This window comes from Coprobacter sp. (genome assembly GCF_982436375.1).
Window position 1 is genome coordinate 1 of record NZ_CEWDCG010000040.1, and the last position, 17,622, is coordinate 17,622.

Consider the following 17,622-nt stretch of genomic DNA (forward strand, 5'->3'; position numbering starts at 1 on the left):
CAACATTAGTATTTACCTTTTCTTCAATTTTTATATAAGGTATTGATATTCAATTCAACATATCTGTTTATCATTTATCTCATGCACTCAAAAATAATTTGTATTCAAATAAGTCTGTATTCAATCCCAAACACCAGCAAGTTTTGTACTCAAAATATTCTTAGAAATTTATACCGATACGTAATGTGTGGTCTTTGTGTTTCCAGTCATTAGCCAATAAACCGAAACCATATCCAAGATAAACTCCTTTATATACATAAAGACCAAAGCTTAAATCAAAAGCAAATGCGCTATTCCAATCTAAATATTCGTTTGTTATACCTCCATAACCTAAGTCCATAGCCATAAAAGCTTTTAGGTTTGGTCCGAAAGAAGGAGAAAATCCACGAGCACCTGCCATGATTTTCAATTCATGTGAATTGACATACTTATCATAATCAAAGTCGTACTTTAACACAGGCAAATCAAGTGCAACCCATTTATTAATACCATATTGTGCACGTCCGCCTAATTCCAATTGTGAACCTACACCCATTTCTGCTGCAAAAGAAAAACCTTTCTCATTCTGTGCCATTAATGTTGTAGCACCTAATACAAATGCCACCAACAATGAATAAATTTTCTTAATCATAACTCTATTTGTAAATTATAATTTTACGAAAATACAAAATTATAGTATCAATACTTACCAATAAAACAATTTTAACTTTCAGTGCGGAATCCAATAACTCATAAAGTACGGCCTATTGCAAACTCTATCTCTATCAGTTATAAATTCTAAGATTGACACCAGTCTTATTTACCAGCAGTAAAAAGCAGAGTTAAAGTTTTGGTAATAAGATTAAAATAATTAACTTTACAGCAAAAAGAAAAATTGAGTGGGAGTAAAGATGATAGCAGGCTGGAAGAATATATAAAGGTAGCTTGATATATTTCTTTATCAGAAAATTTAAATAGGTTTTTAAAACAGTGTGTCTTGTATTTTTATATAGAGGACACACTGTTTTTATATAATATTTAATAGCAATGTTATATCTAATATTGAGATAAACATTTCTGTGTTTAGTATTGTTGTTTTTATCGGATCGTCCAAAAAGGTCTGGTAAAAATTACAATTATGGAGAAAATATTTAGAATCTGTTTTATTGCAGTTTTATTGGGGCTGTTTATGCCTGTTCATGCACAGAAAAAAAAGATGTCCCCGTTATTTAATGATGATTTTATTATACTTACGGGGAAAAACGGACCGAGTTGCAAAGACATTGTCAATATATTCAGGGAGACAAGGTCTTTACATTTTCAAGATCCGGATGCTCCGCGTTTCCTTTTAGTAGATCAAAAACATCAGATGGCTTTAGGTATCGGAGGATATGTGAGACTTACTACATCGTATGATTTTCGAGGAATTTCGGACAATGTAGATTTTGTGCCTTATGATATTCCTACACCGGCAAATCCTGCCGAGAAGAGTCAGTATCAAATGGATGCTTCGACATCACGTATTTTTTTGAAATTGGTGGGAAACAATAAAGCTTTAGGAAAATTTTCCGCTTATATCGAAACTGATTTTCGGGGAGAACATCATACGTTAAGATTACGTCAGGCATATGTATCGATGAGAGGATTTTTATTGGGACAGTCTTGGAGTGCTTTTTCTGATTTGGCATCGATCCCTCCGACAATCGATTTTGAAGGGCCTAATGCCAATACAACTTTGAGAAATGTTCAAGTAAGATATACCTATAATATAAATAAACATTGGCAGATAGCCATTGCAGCAGAAAATCCAAATCCGGATATTACTTATGGAACTTATTCCCGAAGTATCAAGCAGCGTATGCCGGATATTCCTGCTTATATACAATATAATTGGGGAGCTTCGAGCCATATTCGGGTAACCGGATTATTTCGAGGATTGAGTTATCGAAACATGGTTACGGAAAATAATCGGACGTTGGTGGGATGGGGTGCTCAATTGAGTGGACTGGCAACCTTGTTTCCGGGTTTTACATTTTATTATCAGGGAACGTACGGAAAAGGTATTTCTCAGTATATCGATGATTTAGATAGTAACAATTCAGATCTTGTCCCTGATCCATGCTCTGAAGGGCGTTTACAGGCTTTACCGGTTTTAGCCTTTTTAGGTGGAGTGAAATATGCTTTTACATCCAAATGTTTTGCTTCGGCATCTTATAGTCAGGTACGTTTATATTCCCGACATGGCTATTATGATGCAGAAGGTTATAAATATGGACAATATGCTGTTGGAAATGTATTTTGGAATGTGACACCCAATTGTCAGTTGGGCGTAGAATATTTGTATGGTCGTCGTATGAGTATGGATAAAAGTTGCGGTCATGCAAACCGTATTCAGGCAATGGTGCAATACAATTTTTGATAATGTTTATCTTTCATGATTCTTCAGATATATTAATATCCATAAAAAACAGCTTTGGAAAAACTTCCCAAAGCTGTTTTTTATGGATATTATTGGTTAATAATACTCTATTTCGTATCTTTGCGGAAAGGGATTATTATTTTGTTTTTTTAATTGCAGATCGTTTAGCATTTCTTAGGGATTGTTTTGCTAATATCTGATCTGATAATTGGTGTTGTATCTGTCCTATATATATTTGGTATTGGAATGAGAAAAGTAGCTCTATTTGCTGTTCTGGCAATATTTTTAATGTCTTGTAGTGAAACCAAGCGTGTTACTTATTTACAAAAGGTCGAAAGCCTTCCTGTAGAAGTTTTACAGCAAAAGTCTTTGTTGGCAGATCCTCGTATTGTTCCGGGAGATTTGTTATCTATCTCTGTGGGGTCGGATAGTCCGGAATCCGTATCGATTTTTAATAAGCTATCTTCTTCTTCAGGTACTACCGAAAATGCGATGACTTCCTCTTCTGTTTCCGATAATTCGACCTATCTTGTCGATAATAAAGGAATAATTGATTTCCCGATTATCGGTAAATTGAATGTCGGGGGAATGACCCGTACCGAAGCCGAAGAGTTTATAAAGTTTAAGATATATCCTCAATATGTAAAAAAAGAACCGACAGTAACTATCCGTGTCGAAAACTTTAAGATTGCCGTATTGGGCGAAGTGAAAGCTCCGAGTATTTATAATGTTCCGAATGAGAGAGTTTCCGTATTAGAGGCTGTTGCGATGGCCGGAGACTTGCAGCTTACCGGACGCCGGGATAATGTGCTATTGATTCGTTTTAAAGGTGATGGTTCTAAAGAAGTAGCTCGCATCAATCTGAATGATCCGAATTTGTTATTCTCTCCATATTTTTATTTGCAGCAAAATGATATATTGTATGTCGAGCCGAACAAATCGAAGGCCCGGACTGCTTATACCGTACCTCCGATGCTGACCTTAAGTTTGAGCATTCTTTCCACATTATTGGGAATTACTAATATTATAGTTACATTAACTCGTTAATACAGTTTTGAATGGATTCGAAGGATATTCTCTCACAAGAAGAAGGGCAAGATAAAGCAGTCGATTTTAGAGAAATACTTTTTAATTATTTGGTTCATTGGAAATGGTTCGTTGCCAGTATTATAGTGGCGATGGGTATTGCTTTTTTCATCTTGGCACGTAAAAATAATGTTTATACGGTAACGGCCTCTGTTTTGATGAAAAATGATAAGAGCGGTGCTACTCCCGATATGTTGATGATGGAGAGTTTGGGAATGGCATCCGTTAAAAACAATCTTGAAAATGAAGTTGAGATCATGCGTTCCAAAAACGTGATGCTTCAGGTTGTCATGGATCTGGAGTTATATACAAATTATGTAATGAAAAAAGGAATGCGTAAGATAGACCTCTACAAAGATACTCCGATAGAATTATCTATTGATAGTGCAACAGTGAGGAGTTTAGTATTTCCGATAACTATACATGCCGTTCCGAAATCAAGTGAAGATTATGATGTAAAAGTTTCTTACAATGGAGAAAACAAGTCATTAATTTTGACAGCTAACCCTTTGCCGGTAAATATCGGGGATATTTCATTCACTATGACCCGCAATTTTGCTGTACAACTTCCTGAAGAAGATATTATAATTACTGTATCGAATCCGAGAAATATGGCGAATTATCTTTCGAAAGCCATTGTTGCAGATGCATTGAGCAAGGGATCTACGATATTGACTCTTTCATTGAATACTTTTAATATTGCGAAGGCTAAAGACGTACTTAATCGTGTCGTATTTTATTATAATGAATTAAGTATGGCAGAGAAGAATCGAGTAGCATTGAATACAGAACGATTTATCGATGAACGTATTGTCTCTATATCCAAGGAATTAGGAAATGTTGAGAAACAGGCGGAAAATTTCCGAAAAGCACATAAGTTGACAGATGTGAAGAATGAAGGAGAGAAGTTCACGACGGAGTTATCGGAGACCGAAAAAAAATTATTCGAATTGGAGACGCAGTTAAATCTGGTCGATTATGTAGATCAGTTTGTTTCCAATAAGCAACATGTGTATACGCCTATTCCTTATTTGGGTATTACTGATGCCGGATTCTCCGAATTAATTAATAAATATAACCAAATGCTACTCGTTCGAGAACGTTTGTTACGCTCTTCTTCTGAAGATAATCCTTTGATTACGGATATAAACCATGATATATCTGATTTAAGAAAGGGGGTTTTGAGCGGTATAATTTCTGTTCGTAAAGGATTAAATATAGAAAAAAAGGATTTGCAGGCTAAAAATCGTCAACTTAATAATATGGTAGCATCGGTTCCTGAAGTTGAAAGAGAATTAACGGAAATTATGCGCCAGCAATCTATTAAAGATAAATTGTATGTTTTCCTATTGGAGAAGAGAGAAGAGAATTCCTTAAATAAGACGTTGACAGTCCCTGTTGCCAGTATTGTCGATACTCCCGATGTGACGGGAGGTCCTGTCGAGCCTAATAAACCTAAGACTTTTTTGATTGCATTTGTTTTTGGTCTTTCGATACCTGCATTATTTATCTTTTTAAAAGATATGTTCAATGTAAAATTTAAAGATCGTATGGATGTAGAGCGTTTGACTTCTGTCCCTGTTTTAGGAGAAATAGCAAAGAACGATACTGGCGATCAGTTTGTCGTAAAGGCAAAATCGACAGCTCCCATTGTCGAATTATTTCGGCTGGTTCGAAATAGTTTGCAATTTATGTTGAATGAACCGGACAAAAAGGTAATAAATGTTACGTCTACCGTGACACAAGAAGGTAAGACATTCTTTTCGATGAATTTGGCTTTGAGTTTTGCTTTGACAAACAAAAAAGTGATATTGGTGGGTTTAGATATTCGCAGGCCTCAGTTGAAAAAACATTTTTCTATTATGACGAATAAAGGGATCACCTCATATCTTTCAGGTCAGGAAACTGATTTAGATGGATTGATAGTTCCTTCCGGCATGTCTGAATATCTCGATCTATTACCCGCCGGTCCTATCCCTCCTAATCCGAATGAATTGCTTACAAATTCTCGTTTAGATCAGGTGTTTGAGATATTGCGTGAAAAATATGATTACATTATTGTCGATACTGCTCCGGTCGGAATGGTTTCAGATACTTTTTTGCTGAATCGTTTGGCAGATGTTAACTTATATGTTACGAGAGCTAATTATTCTTCGAAAAAATATTTGGCATTACTGAATAGTTATGTGGCAGATAAAAGACTGACGTCAACTTATTTGATCGTTAATGCAGTCGATATGCAGGCTCACTCTTATAGTTATAGAAAATATGGTTATGGCTACGGTTACGGGTATGGCTCTAAGTATAGTTATAGTTCTGCTTATGGTTATGGCGGAAATGGTAGCGATGAGAATCAGAAAAATAAAAAGAGGAAGAAGTGTTGGTTTTAGGAAATATAATCCGGAACATGAAACTGGTAAAAATAAGGGTGTACAAAATTGTATATCCTTTTTTTATTGATCTCTGTATTCTGGGTGTCTCTGTAACCAAATTACGGCATAACTGCAAGTTGCTGACGGTTTGAGACGGTTGTTTATAGCATAGTCGTACGCCGCTTTTACCAGTTGTGACGCAACTCCTTGTCCTCCGATTTGAAAGGGAACTACGGTATGGAGTATATCGAGCTTTCCGTTTCTAATTTGATAGGAAACATATCCGGTATAGCCGTTGATTATCATACTGAATGTTTTTCGTTCTGGGTCATGAATAATTTCCATTTCTTTTTTATTATGATTATGAAAAAACAGGTTGCTTTAAAGCAACCTGTTTAATTAAATTGTTGATATAAAACTTTCCTTATTTAGTCTTGACTTCAATTTCCGGAGCAATGAGTTTATACCCTTTACCGTGGATATTGATAATTTCGATCGAAGGATCATCTTTCAGGTGTTTACGTAATTTAGTGATGTAAACATCCATACTGCGGGCATTGAAATAATTGTCATCGATCCATATTGTTTTCAATGCAAAATTACGTTCCAAAATCTCATTTACATGAGCGCACAAAAGACTTAGTAATTCTGATTCTTTTGTCGTCAGTTTGGTTACTTTATCACCGATAGACAAAACTTGTTTCTGAGTATCGAATGTAAAGTTTCCGATTTTGTACATAGTAACTTCTTTTCCTTTTTTCCCTTTTACCCGGCGCAAGATAGCTTCAATTCTGAATACCAGCTCTTCCATACTGAAAGGTTTGGTAATATAGTCGTCTGCACCGATTTTGAATCCTTCGAGAATATCTTCTTTTAACGATTTAGCAGTCAAGAAAATAATAGGTACTTCGCTGTTTATGGTACGAATCTCTTGAGCGAGAGTGAAACCATCTTTTTTAGGCATCATTACGTCCAGTACACATAAATCGTATTTACCTTTTAAAAAGGCTTTATATCCGCTTTCTCCATCTGAGAAAAGATCCGCTGCATAACCTTTTGCTTGCAAATATTCTCTTAACAACATGCCAAGATTTTCATCATCTTCGCACAGTAATATACGCAATCTTTCTTCCATAATTATTTGTTTTTTATTAGAGGTAATATAATTATAAATTTTGTTCCTACATTCAGTTCGCTTTCTGCACGGATTGTTCCGTTCAGATCGTGTATGATCTTATGCACATATGCCAGCCCTAAACCGAATCCTTTGACATTATGCACATTTCCGGTCGAGACACGGTAGAATTTTTCGAATATCTTTTTCAGGTCTTCTTTTTTAATACCTATTCCATTGTCTTGAATCGATATTTCGACCTTATCGTTGTCTAAAATACGGGTTCGTATGAATAAGGACAACGGAACATCCTCCCGTGCATATTTTACTGCATTGTCCAATAGATTGAAAATTACATTCGTAAAATGCATTTCATCTACTTTTACCCATGCATCTTCAGCTTCGAGATCGGCTTCTATCGTACCCCCGTATTTTTCAACTTTCAGTTTGAATGTGCTCATTACGCTGGTAATAATGCCGTTGACATCTACCGTATTGAGTTTCATCATAGTTTTTTGTCTTTCGAACATAGACATTTGTAGAACTTTCTCTACCTGAAAACGAAGCCTTTTCGTTTCATCGTTTATAACACCCGATATATGTTGAAACATCTGAGGACTTTTAGCTACTGCCGGATCTTTCAGCATTTGTGCAGCTAAAGAAATCGTAGAAATCGGAGTTTTAAATTCATGAGTCATATTATTGATGAAATCATTCTTCATTTCAGTCAATTTCTTTTGCCGGAATGCTGTTACGATAGTAAAAATAAAAGTAATCAACATTACCATCGTAAAAGCAAAAGAGGGGATCATGAACCGTATCGAACTGAAAATATAATTGCTTTTTGTCGGAAAATATACTTTCAAATAATTAAGTCGGTTCGGCGGATCGTTCGGAAAAAGAATCTGAGTGAATAATGCCGATTCTTTTTGGGGCGCATATTCTGGAGTATTATAAACCGTTTTTCCGTTTTTATTGATAATTGCATATTGAAATGGGATGTTCAATCCGTTATTTTGCAATTCCGATTTCAGATAATTTTCGATCTTTCTTGCATCGACCCGCTCCATAATCGGTTTATTGCTGGCTGTACTTAAAATGTTAAGTATTACCTCATCCAATAATCCCTTTTGATAAAGATACTGTCCTTTCAGCATCTCTTGCATCCCTCTGTATGTTTTAGTTATCGAGTTATTGTCCTCTTTAGGAGTAACTGAAACTTTAGGTTGCATCATTATCGTGCTCGTCAGTTCTTTAAAGCTGAAATTTGATACTGTGCCGTCAGGAGAAACAATAGAAAACTGGTGGTGTGTTGAAATTACATCTTTACCTAAAGTTTTACTAGTACCCCGTTCGAATGAGAGCAGACGCTTCTGCGTTTCCTCAATATCTTCGGCCAAATAACGTTTTGTTTCATCTTGTTCTAAAGTTGTCGACACATCGTATAGGCTGCGTTTTACCGCTTCGGAAAATTGCTCGTTCCTCATCCTCACCATATTTTCCATATAGCTGATCTGCATATAGAGCAACCCGATAAAGGTAAGTGCCATAATTGCTGCCAATAACCATATTGTCGATTTCTTCATAATCGTTTATCCGGTAAATTATTTTTTATAGAGCTTGATTCAGTAATTTTTTTTGAATTTTGCCTTTCATTCCCCAATATTTTCAACATTTTTATTAGATAAACAACCTTGTTCGCTTTTTGTTTAACAGAATAATGAATTTTTTTAGGAATTCTCTGTTTAACATTTCAGTGCGAATTTAACATATAAATGTTTACAAACAAAAAGTCGTCAAGCTATTGACGACTTTTTATTAATATTTAACAATATCACTGTTTGAATTTTCAATATCATTATTCTGTACCTTGTGAGGCCTCATATGCTTTCAGCAATTTTTCTTGAATGTCGGACGGAACTAATTCATATGATGAATATTTCATTGTGAAAGATGAACGACCTCCGGTAATAGAACTCAGTGAAGTAGAGTAAGATGCCATTTCTTTTAAAGGTACTTTGGCACTGATTTTTTCAAAACCTTTTTCACTCGACATTCCCATGATGATTGCCCGGCGTCCTTGCAAATCACTCATGACGTCACCCATTTTATCCGATGGAACTAAAACTTCAACATCATATATAGGTTCTAGAATTTTAGGTCCGGCATTTTTGAATGCTTCGCTGAACGCATTTCTTCCGGCTAAACGGAATGAAATCTCATTAGAATCTACAGGGTGCATTTTTCCGTCATAAACACATACTCTGACATCGCGGGCATAAGAGCCGGTTAGAGGCCCTTGTTCCATACGGTCCATTAGTCCTTTTAATATAGCTGGTAGAAAACGTGCATCAATAGCACCGCCTACAATACAATTAACAAATACGAGTTTACCTCCCCATTCAAGATCGATTACTTGAGTATCCCGTACATTCATCTTATATTCTTGATTATTGAAACGGTAACTTTCCGGAGCGGGCATTCCTTCGTAATAAGGTTCAATAATTAAATGTACTTCTCCGAATTGTCCAGCTCCACCCGATTGTTTTTTGTGACGATAATCTGCTCGGGCAGCTTTAGTAATCGTTTCACGATAAGGAATTTTCGGCTCTTTATATTCGACAGCTATTTTGTCGTTATTTTCAATACGCCACTTTAAAGTTCTTAAATGAAATTCTCCCTGTCCCGAAACTATAGTTTGTTTCAGTTCTTTAGATTGTTCTATAATCCAAGTCGGATCTTCTTCGTGCATTCGGGTAAGAATTTCACTTAGTTTTTCGGCATCGGCTTCATTAACCGGTTTTATGGCTCTTTGGAATTTCGGATCTGGGTATTTTACGAAGTCAAAGACATACTCGCAGTTTTTATCATCGAGTGTATTTCCTGTGCGTACATCTTTTAGTTTGACTGTCGCACCGATATCTCCGGCAACCAGTTCTTCTATTTTTGTTCTTATTTGTCCGCATACGCAGAACATTTGGGCGATACGTTCTTTTGTCCCGCGATTTATATTTTGCAGGTCGTCTCCTTCCTTTATAGTACCGGACATTACTTTAAAGTAAGAGACTTCACCGATATGGGGTTCTACTGTTGTTTTGAAAAAATATAAACTTGTGGGGCCTTTCGCATCGGGAGCTACTTCAATACCATCAGTTGTGACCGGTTTGGGCATTTCACTTACAAACGGGACTACGTTTCCAAGAAATTCCATCATTCGGCGCACTCCCATGTCTCTTAATGCACTGACACAAAATACCGGAAACATACTACGGGTAATTAGACCTTTCCGAATACCCTCACGCATTTCATCTTCGGTCAAGATTCCTTGGTCAAAGAATTTTTCCATGAGTCCTTCATCATTTTCGGCTGCAGCTTCTATTAGTTTCTGATGCAGGTCTGCTGCCTTTTCTTTTTCTTCGGCAGGAATCTCCAGAACTTCAGGAGTTCCGCCTTCCGGTTTCCATTTATACATTTTCATTTTCAGAACATCTATCATTGCGTTGAATGACGCCCCGCAGGAAATCGGATATTGTATTTGTACTATTTTGTTTCCGAAAGATTCTCGGAGTTGTTCTATGGTGTTGTCGTAATCGGCTTTTTCTCCATCTAATTGATTCATCGCGAAGATTACCGGTTTATGCAAAGTCTCGGTATATCGAAATATGTTTTGAGTACCGACTTCAACACCGTATTGAGAGTCAATAACAATTACACCGGTATCGGTAACGTTGAGAGCAGTAATAGCGCTTCCAACGAAATCATCAGACCCCGGGCAGTCGATGACATTGAGTTTTTTTCCTAAAAATTCGGCATAAAAAACGGTGGAAAACACAGAATAACCATACTCTCGTTCCACCGGGAAATAGTCTGAAACCGTGTTTTGAGCATCTACGGTTCCTCTACGTTTTATAACCCCACACTCGAAAAGCATAGCTTCTGCAAGTGTGGTTTTCCCAGATCCTTTACTACCCAATAGGGCGATGTTTTTAATCTCATGAGACTGATATACTTTCATAACGGTCATGATTTAAGGTGAGACAATCAGTGATTTCCCTGTGAATTTTTCACAGAGCGTTCGCAAATTATATAATTAAAATGAAAAAAGCAATCTGCCGCACTGTGTTAGAAAACAGTGTTTTTGAACACTGATCATTTTTGTTCTTTAACTTCTGAAAAATATTATCTTTGTTTATAATTATGGCAGGACTCTATATACATATTCCTTTTTGTAAAAAACGTTGTATTTACTGTGATTTTTATTCCAGTATCGATATGTCTCAGAAAGAGAGGTATATTCGGGCATTAAGTAGAGAATGGCAAGGCCGGTGTACGGAATTGGGAAATGTAAATATCGATACGGTTTATTTAGGTGGCGGAACACCGTCACAGTTGTGTATTTCAGAATTAGACTCATTGTTCGATAGTTTAATCGGTATTGATTGGGGACAATGTAAAGAAGTTACTATCGAAGTTAATCCGGATGATCTTACAAAAGATTATGTCGGAGGGCTTGTGTCATTGCCGGTGAACCGGATTAGTATGGGAATTCAGAGTTTTAAGGATTCAGACCTTCTTTTTTTAAATCGGAGGCATACCTCTTTGCAAGCTGTTAATGCAGTAAAATTGTGTCAAGATGCCGGGTTCGAAAATTTGAGTGTCGATTTGATATATGGTTTGCCGGGCCAGACATTGGAGTCTTGGGAACAAAATGTAAAAAAGGCTATAGCCTTGAAAATCCCTCATATATCGGCATATAATTTGATTTATGAGGAGGGAACGGGGCTTTCAACATTATTGAGAAAGGGAAAAGTGCGGGAATGTGACGAAGAGCTTGCTTTACAAATGTTCGGATTATTAATCGATATGTTGGAGCAAGAGGGTTTCGAACATTATGAGATTTCTAATTTTGCCTTGCCCGGACGCTATTCGCGTCATAATACTGCATATTGGCAAAATGTACCTTATTTAGGTATCGGGGCTTCAGCTCATAGCTATAACGGTTATACTCGCTCATGGAATGTGCCCGATTTGAGACAGTATTGCGATAAAATAGAATCGGGAAATATGGCATATACTGTAGAACAATTGTCTTTTGATGATCTGTATAATGATTTTGTCCTGACTTCTTTACGGACAATGTGGGGACTTGATCTGGACAAAGTCAAGTTTTTGTATGGGAATGACCGTTATATGTACTGTTTACAACAAGCATTGATTCATATCCAATCCGGCAATTTGATTATGTCTGAGAAACATTTACGCCTTACTCGGAAGGGTCTTTTTATTTCCGACACGATTATGTCAGATCTTTTTTATGTTGATTAAAAAAGGTTGTTTGGCCTATTTTATTGGGGATAGGATAAAATTGGTTTTCACAAAACTTCAAATTATCAAATTATTTAATCGTATTTTAACATGATAGAGAGGAGATGAGGGGCATTATGCATCATTTGTAATCGGGTAGGCTCGTTAATAATTTTCTATAAAATTTGAACGGGCTTTCGTTGCGATTCAACAATTCATCATAAATTCGTGTTATTAAAAAACGTATGAATAATAAGTAAAGAGAAACAGATGATACCTTTTAAACCGATTACTTTGTCCGATAAGAAAGAAATAACAACATATACATTATCCAGTAATTCCCGGAATTGTGATTTTTCTTTTGCTAATATGTGCAGTTGGCGTTTTTTGTATGATAGCGAGTATGCCATTATTGACGACTCGTTGTTGATACGCTTTTATATAGAAGATCGTCGTCCTGCATATATGATGCCGTTGGGGAACGGATCGTTGGAAAAGATGATAAATCTATTAGACGATGACGCCCGTTCTATGGGACATACACTTTGTTTGTTGGGAATAACTCCGGAAGCTAAAAATCAGCTTGAAAAAATTCTCCCTGGCAAGTTTCGTTTTATCCCTGAACGAGATTATTTCGATTATATCTATTTACGTTCCGATTTAGCGTATTTAGTCGGTAAGAAATATCAGCCGAAAAGAAATCATATTAATCGATTCCGGCAAGAGTACGATAATTATCGTTATACCCCTCTTACATTGGATATAATTCCGCAGTGCCTCGAATTGGAAACAAAGTGGTGTAAAGAGAATAATTGTTCAGATAATGAAGATTTGTTGAATGAGCGCTGTTCAATGACTTATGCACTGCAACATTTCGAAGAATTAGGTATTATGGGAGGAGCTATTTGGGTAGGAGGTGAGATCGTGGCATTCACTTTTGGTGCGCCTATAACCCATGATACTTTCGGGGTACATGTTGAAAAAGCCGATACGGATATTGAAGGAGCTTATGCCGTGATTAATCAAGAATTTGCTCAACATATTCCAGAACAATATATTTATATTAACCGAGAAGAAGATTTAGGTATTCCCGGATTGAGAAAAGCCAAATTATCTTATCATCCGGCTATCTTATTAGAGAAAAATGTTGCGATTCTTCATCATGTATAAAAATAATTTTTTATGATTGATAAACAACAAGTCGTCGATTTATGGCAAGAATGTTTCAATGATTCTGAAGCGTTTGTCCGGCTCTACTTTTCTACGAAGTACACAGAAGAAAACACTCTTGTGCATATTGAAAACGGGAAAGTACTGTCGGCTTTACAGATGTTGCCTTATTCGATGACTTGTTGGGGAAGAGAACTTCGTATCTCTTATATTTCCGGAGCTTCGACTTGGCCGGAAGCAAGAGGGCGGGGACTGATGAAAGATTTGTTGACAGAAGCTTTTAGAATAATGAGATCGAGAGATGTTCATTTCTCTACACTGATTCCGGCAGAATCATGGCTTTTCGATTTTTATAGAAGACTTGGTTACGGGACGGTTTTCTATTCTTGTATGAAGAATTATGAAGTTACCCCTATCAAAAAATACCCTTTGTCTCATAGTTATTCTGAAGAAGAACTATATGCTTATTTTATGATTTCTATGGAAAAAAGACCGTGTTGTATTCAACATTCTTTTCAAGATTTCCAGATTATTCTTGCAGATTTATATCTTGCGGGTGGAAAAGTATTTGCGGTTTCCGGAGATAGAGGGCATATAGGAGGATTGGCCTTAGTCGTTCCGGATTCCGGAAAGGTTTGGATAAAAGAGTGGATGTATGATAATGATGAAATGAAAAAAAAGCTGCTTTTCGAAATAGAATCTCTCTATCCCCGACATGAAATTGTTTCGATCATTCCGGTTTCGCATGAAGAAGGGACTCCTTTCGGTATGATGAGGATTATCGACGCTTCTATGATTTTGCAGTATTATGCCGCGGCATATCCGGAAATTGATATGACTATTTCTCTTAGGGATGAACAGATACCTTCGAACACGGCAACTTATATATTAGAAAAGGGCTTTTGTAAGAAAAAGCCCTTTCAATGCGACAATGTCGGTTTTATATTTTCACCGGCAAAACTTGTTGAGAGAATATTTTCTAATAAATCTTGCCCCGTTCCATGTATGTCTTTAATGTTGAATTAGCGACAGAATCTAAATATATAATACGACGGTAAGACTCATCAGCCCTATAAATATCCACAACATAACTCCCTGCACAAGCGGTTTTATACCTACATGTTTTAATACTTGACGAGACAATCCCGCTCCGATAAGAAATAGTGTGACAGTCAGACCTTTCTTGGCTGCCCATACTATACTGCCGCTGATATTCTCGGGAATGGACAGATAAGTATTAGCGATCATGGCTAATACGAAAAAGAGAATAAACCAAGGAATAGATACCTTATTCGATTTTTCTTTGAAAATAAAAGTCGTGACAAATGCCAACGGTATTATCCAGAGAGCTCGGGTAAGCTTTACCATAGTGGCGACTTCAAGGGCTTTTTGCCCGTATGCTGCTCCTGCACCGACAACAGAACTCGTATCATGTATGGCTATTGCCGCCCAAAGTCCGAATTGTTCTTGAGTCATATTTAACAAGTGTCCTATCGGAGGAAAAATAAAAAGGGCGATAGCATTGAGGATAAATATTGTTCCTAAAGACACAGACATTTGATTGTCATCTGCACGAAGCACCGGAGCTACTGCAGCGATGGCACTACCTCCGCATATCGCAGTTCCGGAAGAAATCAGATAAGAAGTTTTCCGGTTTACGTGCAACCATTTTCCGATCAGAAATCCGATGATCATAACCGATGCTACCGAAACGATGGTAAAAATCATGCCTTCTTTCCCTGCCTGTAATGACTCATGAAGGTTCATTCCGAAACCTAACCCGACAACCGAAAACTGTAATAAATATTTAGATGTTTTTTTGCTGAATTTAGGATATGGCTGCCCTAAAGTCAAGGCAAACGCTAATCCTATAAATAATGCGATTGCAGGAGTGACCTGCGGTAAAAGACACACTAAAAATAATACGATAAACAAAGGCTTATCGTATTTCTTGAAAAAACTGCTCATATTTTATTTTTGTTGTTTAGGCTTAATATTTTCGATACGACCAGAAACCGTCGGCTGTTTCATGGCTCTGATAACCAAATAAATTCCGGCTAAAACAAATGGGATGCTCAATAACTGTCCCATATTGAGTATCATATTTTCTTCAAAATCTTCTTGATTGTTTTTCAAAAACTCGATACAGAATCTGGACAGGAAAATTCCGATTAAAAATACTCCGAAGATAAGTCCCGGACGGTTTCCCGCATTCCGTTTCCAATACATATACATCAATAAAATAAAGACAATAATATAACATATCGCCTCATATATTTGAGTAGGATGGGACGGTGCGGTAAAAATCGGTTCTGCACCTAAATAATGCCATTGATGAAGGTTTTCAATAAACCGGAATCCCCACGGCAGATCGGTCGGGTGACCGAAGATCTCATGATTCATCAGATTTCCCATACGTATAAGCGCACCGACAAGGGCAACCGGAATTACGAGACGGTCGAATGCCCATAACGGATTGCGATGAGTTACTCGCTTGGAATAGATTAATAAAGCTATAATGATACCGATTGCACCGCCATGGCTGGCAAGCCCGCCTTCCCATATTTTAAAAATATCTAATGGATGGGCTGAGTAATATTCCCATCCGTAGAAAAAGCAATGTCCGAGCCGTGAACCTATGACTGTCGCGATGACTACATAGATAAAGATTTTATCGCACCATCCGGTAGGGGCATTGTCATGCTTGAATATTTTGTCTTCGATTTGGTATCCTAATAAAAAGCCGATAGCAAAAAATAACCCGTACCAGCGGATTTCTCTTGTAAAAATAGTAAAGATTGCCGGATCGACAGTCCAAGTGACAACATCTAACATCTGATCGTTTGTATTTGATTTTGTAAAAAAAGCCTTGTCAATATCTATTTTATTGACAAGGCACAAAGGTAAGAATATTTTCGTAAGAATTTATATCTTAATACCTGTATAAATTTATACAAGTCAGATTTGAAAAAAGCAAAGATGACTTGATGATATTTCCTTATTTCTTACACAAGATGTTTGATCAAAGTTTCTCTGTCACCGTAAAGCATATCGATAACAGGTATTTCGATCATAGTATAGCATCCCGGTTGTTGGAGTAATGAAGCTCGGGCTACACCGACCAGATTTTGTGCGGTCAAAGCCGGATTATTGATTTTCATATTGAATTCGAAAAGCTGGTTTTGGGTAGTTCCCGATACACCTTTACGGGTCATGTGTACTCCATGTCCCATATCGAGAAGAGCATTGACGTCTTCTACTTGCATGACGTGCGTTTCGTCATTTATAAAATAGGCATCGTTTTTGATAGCTTTAGCAACTTCTTCGAATTTGTAACCGTCTTTCAACTCGATATATACCATTCGCCGGTGGATACCTGTTCCGAGAGGAATTGTCATAGATAATGCAGCTTTTACGCCTTCTACGGCTTTTACGGCAACAGTGTGTCCCATACTCATACCGGGACCGAAGTTTGTATAAGTGATGCCTTTAGGAGCACAAGCTTCCATTAAAGCACGGACGATCGAGTCACTGCCCGGATCCCATCCTGCTGCTGTAATCGATACGGAGTTATGTTTTTTGGCGATAGCGTCGAGTCGGCTGCGTAAATCTGCGATTTGTGTATGAATGTCGAAACTGTCTACAGTATTGATACCTAAGGATAAAGCTTTAATTGCAAAATCTTCGACTTTACGGGTTGGAGTACACAGAATTGCGACTGCAACATCTTGAAGGTTTTCTATGCCTTCGACAACAGGGTATTCTTTTAATTCGTCTGGAACGTTGTTTGCATCTCGGCGAACGATACCTGCTATTTCAAAGTCCGGTGCAGCTTGTAAAGCTTCCAGAACGTATTTACCGATATTACCGTATCCTACGATAGCTGCTCTTATTTTTTTCATTTTGTTATCTGTTTATATATTTATCTTGAAATATGCTACTAAAACGCTGACAAAGATAGATATTTTCTTTATAGTACGAAATAATTTGGGCTTTACTGTATTGGTTTTAATTAATTTTTTTATTTCGTGAGGTTGAATATCGACATTCGCTTTTTGTATTTTAATCCGAAAGCAAGGAGTTTTCGATCTTTTTATTTAAAGAGTTATAGTATCTTTGCATTTTGAAGTTACGAAAAGAGTGTAATTTATTGGAAATGAGCGTAGGTTAATTGCTCT

At 36.9% G+C, this 17,622-nt stretch carries 14 protein-coding genes; 6 read left to right on the top strand and 8 right to left on the bottom strand.

Translation table 11 applies throughout. The features are described from left to right. Positions 1 to 160 precede the first annotated feature (160 nt). Entirely contained in the window at positions 161 to 607 is a 447-nt protein-coding gene (locus AC1WHX_RS03950) for a hypothetical protein (RefSeq protein WP_418236482.1), read from the bottom strand. A 510-nt stretch (positions 608 to 1,117) separates the two neighbouring features. On the opposite strand from AC1WHX_RS03950, the gene AC1WHX_RS03955 reads away from it, so the two are divergent. The 3 genes from AC1WHX_RS03955 to AC1WHX_RS03965 all read left to right on the top strand — a co-directional run bounded on the left by AC1WHX_RS03955 (position 1,118) and on the right by AC1WHX_RS03965 (position 5,874). Continuing rightward, positions 1,118 to 2,398, top strand: coding sequence for a DcaP family trimeric outer membrane transporter (locus AC1WHX_RS03955; RefSeq protein ID WP_481228867.1), 1,281 nt, complete (start codon positions 1,118 to 1,120; stop codon positions 2,396 to 2,398). Between the two features lie 246 nt (positions 2,399 to 2,644). Beyond that, positions 2,645 to 3,445, top strand: a complete 801-nt coding sequence (locus AC1WHX_RS03960; RefSeq protein WP_122337127.1) for a polysaccharide biosynthesis/export family protein — start codon at positions 2,645 to 2,647, stop codon at positions 3,443 to 3,445. An 11-nt stretch (positions 3,446 to 3,456) separates the two neighbouring features. Further along, positions 3,457 to 5,874, top strand: coding sequence for a GumC family protein (locus tag AC1WHX_RS03965; protein ID WP_303115635.1), 2,418 nt, complete (start codon positions 3,457 to 3,459; stop codon positions 5,872 to 5,874). 63 nt (positions 5,875 to 5,937) lie between these two features. On the opposite strand, the gene AC1WHX_RS03970 is transcribed toward AC1WHX_RS03965, so the two are convergent. From AC1WHX_RS03970 to AC1WHX_RS03985, 4 genes are all read right to left on the bottom strand, one after another. After that, a complete protein-coding gene (locus AC1WHX_RS03970) occupies positions 5,938 to 6,201 on the bottom strand; it encodes a GNAT family N-acetyltransferase (protein WP_122337128.1) in 264 nt (87 codons plus the stop codon). 79 nt (positions 6,202 to 6,280) lie between these two features. Then, entirely contained in the window at positions 6,281 to 6,991 is a 711-nt protein-coding gene (rprY, locus tag AC1WHX_RS03975) for a response regulator transcription factor RprY (protein ID WP_009317155.1), read from the bottom strand. A 2-nt stretch (positions 6,992 to 6,993) separates the two neighbouring features. Next, positions 6,994 to 8,556 (bottom strand): sensor histidine kinase, encoded by a 1,563-nt coding sequence (locus tag AC1WHX_RS03980; RefSeq protein ID WP_297303709.1) that lies wholly within the window; start codon positions 8,554 to 8,556, stop codon positions 6,994 to 6,996. A gap of 272 nt (positions 8,557 to 8,828) precedes the next feature. After that, positions 8,829 to 10,985 (bottom strand): elongation factor G, encoded by a 2,157-nt coding sequence (locus AC1WHX_RS03985; protein WP_122303465.1) that lies wholly within the window; start codon positions 10,983 to 10,985, stop codon positions 8,829 to 8,831. Between the two features lie 182 nt (positions 10,986 to 11,167). Between AC1WHX_RS03985 and hemW the strand changes: the two genes are divergently transcribed. From hemW to AC1WHX_RS04000, 3 genes are all read left to right on the top strand, one after another. Then, the gene (gene hemW / locus AC1WHX_RS03990; protein ID WP_297303707.1) at positions 11,168 to 12,295 is read left to right on the top strand and encodes a radical SAM family heme chaperone HemW; all 1,128 of its coding nucleotides are present in this window, start codon (positions 11,168 to 11,170) and stop codon (positions 12,293 to 12,295) included. Between the two features lie 249 nt (positions 12,296 to 12,544). Continuing rightward, positions 12,545 to 13,444 (top strand): DUF2156 domain-containing protein, encoded by a 900-nt coding sequence (locus AC1WHX_RS03995; RefSeq protein ID WP_297303706.1) that lies wholly within the window; start codon positions 12,545 to 12,547, stop codon positions 13,442 to 13,444. A 12-nt stretch (positions 13,445 to 13,456) separates the two neighbouring features. Then, the gene (locus AC1WHX_RS04000) at positions 13,457 to 14,470 is read left to right on the top strand and encodes a GNAT family N-acetyltransferase (protein WP_297303705.1); all 1,014 of its coding nucleotides are present in this window, start codon (positions 13,457 to 13,459) and stop codon (positions 14,468 to 14,470) included. 9 nt (positions 14,471 to 14,479) lie between these two features. On the opposite strand, the gene AC1WHX_RS04005 is transcribed toward AC1WHX_RS04000, so the two are convergent. The 3 genes from AC1WHX_RS04005 to AC1WHX_RS04015 form a co-directional block, all read right to left on the bottom strand. Further along, on the bottom strand, positions 14,480 to 15,412 hold the full coding sequence (locus AC1WHX_RS04005; RefSeq protein ID WP_270738469.1) for a YeiH family protein: 933 nt from the start codon (positions 15,410 to 15,412) through the stop codon (positions 14,480 to 14,482). Positions 15,413 to 15,415: 3 nt separating this feature from the next. Further along, positions 15,416 to 16,279, bottom strand: coding sequence for a prolipoprotein diacylglyceryl transferase (gene lgt / locus AC1WHX_RS04010; RefSeq protein ID WP_297303704.1), 864 nt, complete (start codon positions 16,277 to 16,279; stop codon positions 15,416 to 15,418). A gap of 170 nt (positions 16,280 to 16,449) precedes the next feature. Then, the gene (locus tag AC1WHX_RS04015) at positions 16,450 to 17,346 is read right to left on the bottom strand and encodes a diaminopimelate dehydrogenase (RefSeq protein ID WP_297303702.1); all 897 of its coding nucleotides are present in this window, start codon (positions 17,344 to 17,346) and stop codon (positions 16,450 to 16,452) included. Positions 17,347 to 17,622: the final 276 nt, after the last annotated feature.

Excerpts from the sequence above, each read along its gene's own strand:
- AC1WHX_RS03955 (WP_481228867.1), top strand. The coding sequence starts at position 1,118 with ATGGAGAAAATATTTAGAATCTGTTTTATTGCAGTTTTATTGGGGCTG.
- hemW (WP_297303707.1), top strand. The coding sequence starts at position 11,168 with ATGGCAGGACTCTATATACATATTCCTTTTTGTAAAAAACGTTGTATT.
- AC1WHX_RS03965 (WP_303115635.1), top strand. The coding sequence starts at position 3,457 with ATGGATTCGAAGGATATTCTCTCACAAGAAGAAGGGCAAGATAAAGCA.
- rprY (WP_009317155.1), bottom strand. The coding sequence starts at position 6,991 with ATGGAAGAAAGATTGCGTATATTACTGTGCGAAGATGATGAAAATCTT.
- AC1WHX_RS03980 (WP_297303709.1), bottom strand. The coding sequence starts at position 8,556 with ATGAAGAAATCGACAATATGGTTATTGGCAGCAATTATGGCACTTACC.
- lgt (WP_297303704.1), bottom strand. The coding sequence starts at position 16,279 with ATGTTAGATGTTGTCACTTGGACTGTCGATCCGGCAATCTTTACTATT.
- AC1WHX_RS04000 (WP_297303705.1), top strand. The coding sequence starts at position 13,457 with ATGATTGATAAACAACAAGTCGTCGATTTATGGCAAGAATGTTTCAAT.
- AC1WHX_RS03960 (WP_122337127.1), top strand. The coding sequence starts at position 2,645 with ATGAGAAAAGTAGCTCTATTTGCTGTTCTGGCAATATTTTTAATGTCT.
- AC1WHX_RS04005 (WP_270738469.1), bottom strand. The coding sequence starts at position 15,412 with ATGAGCAGTTTTTTCAAGAAATACGATAAGCCTTTGTTTATCGTATTA.
- AC1WHX_RS03985 (WP_122303465.1), bottom strand. The coding sequence starts at position 10,985 with ATGAAAGTATATCAGTCTCATGAGATTAAAAACATCGCCCTATTGGGT.
- AC1WHX_RS04015 (WP_297303702.1), bottom strand. The coding sequence starts at position 17,346 with ATGAAAAAAATAAGAGCAGCTATCGTAGGATACGGTAATATCGGTAAA.
- AC1WHX_RS03995 (WP_297303706.1), top strand. The coding sequence starts at position 12,545 with ATGATACCTTTTAAACCGATTACTTTGTCCGATAAGAAAGAAATAACA.
- AC1WHX_RS03970 (WP_122337128.1), bottom strand. The coding sequence starts at position 6,201 with ATGGAAATTATTCATGACCCAGAACGAAAAACATTCAGTATGATAATC.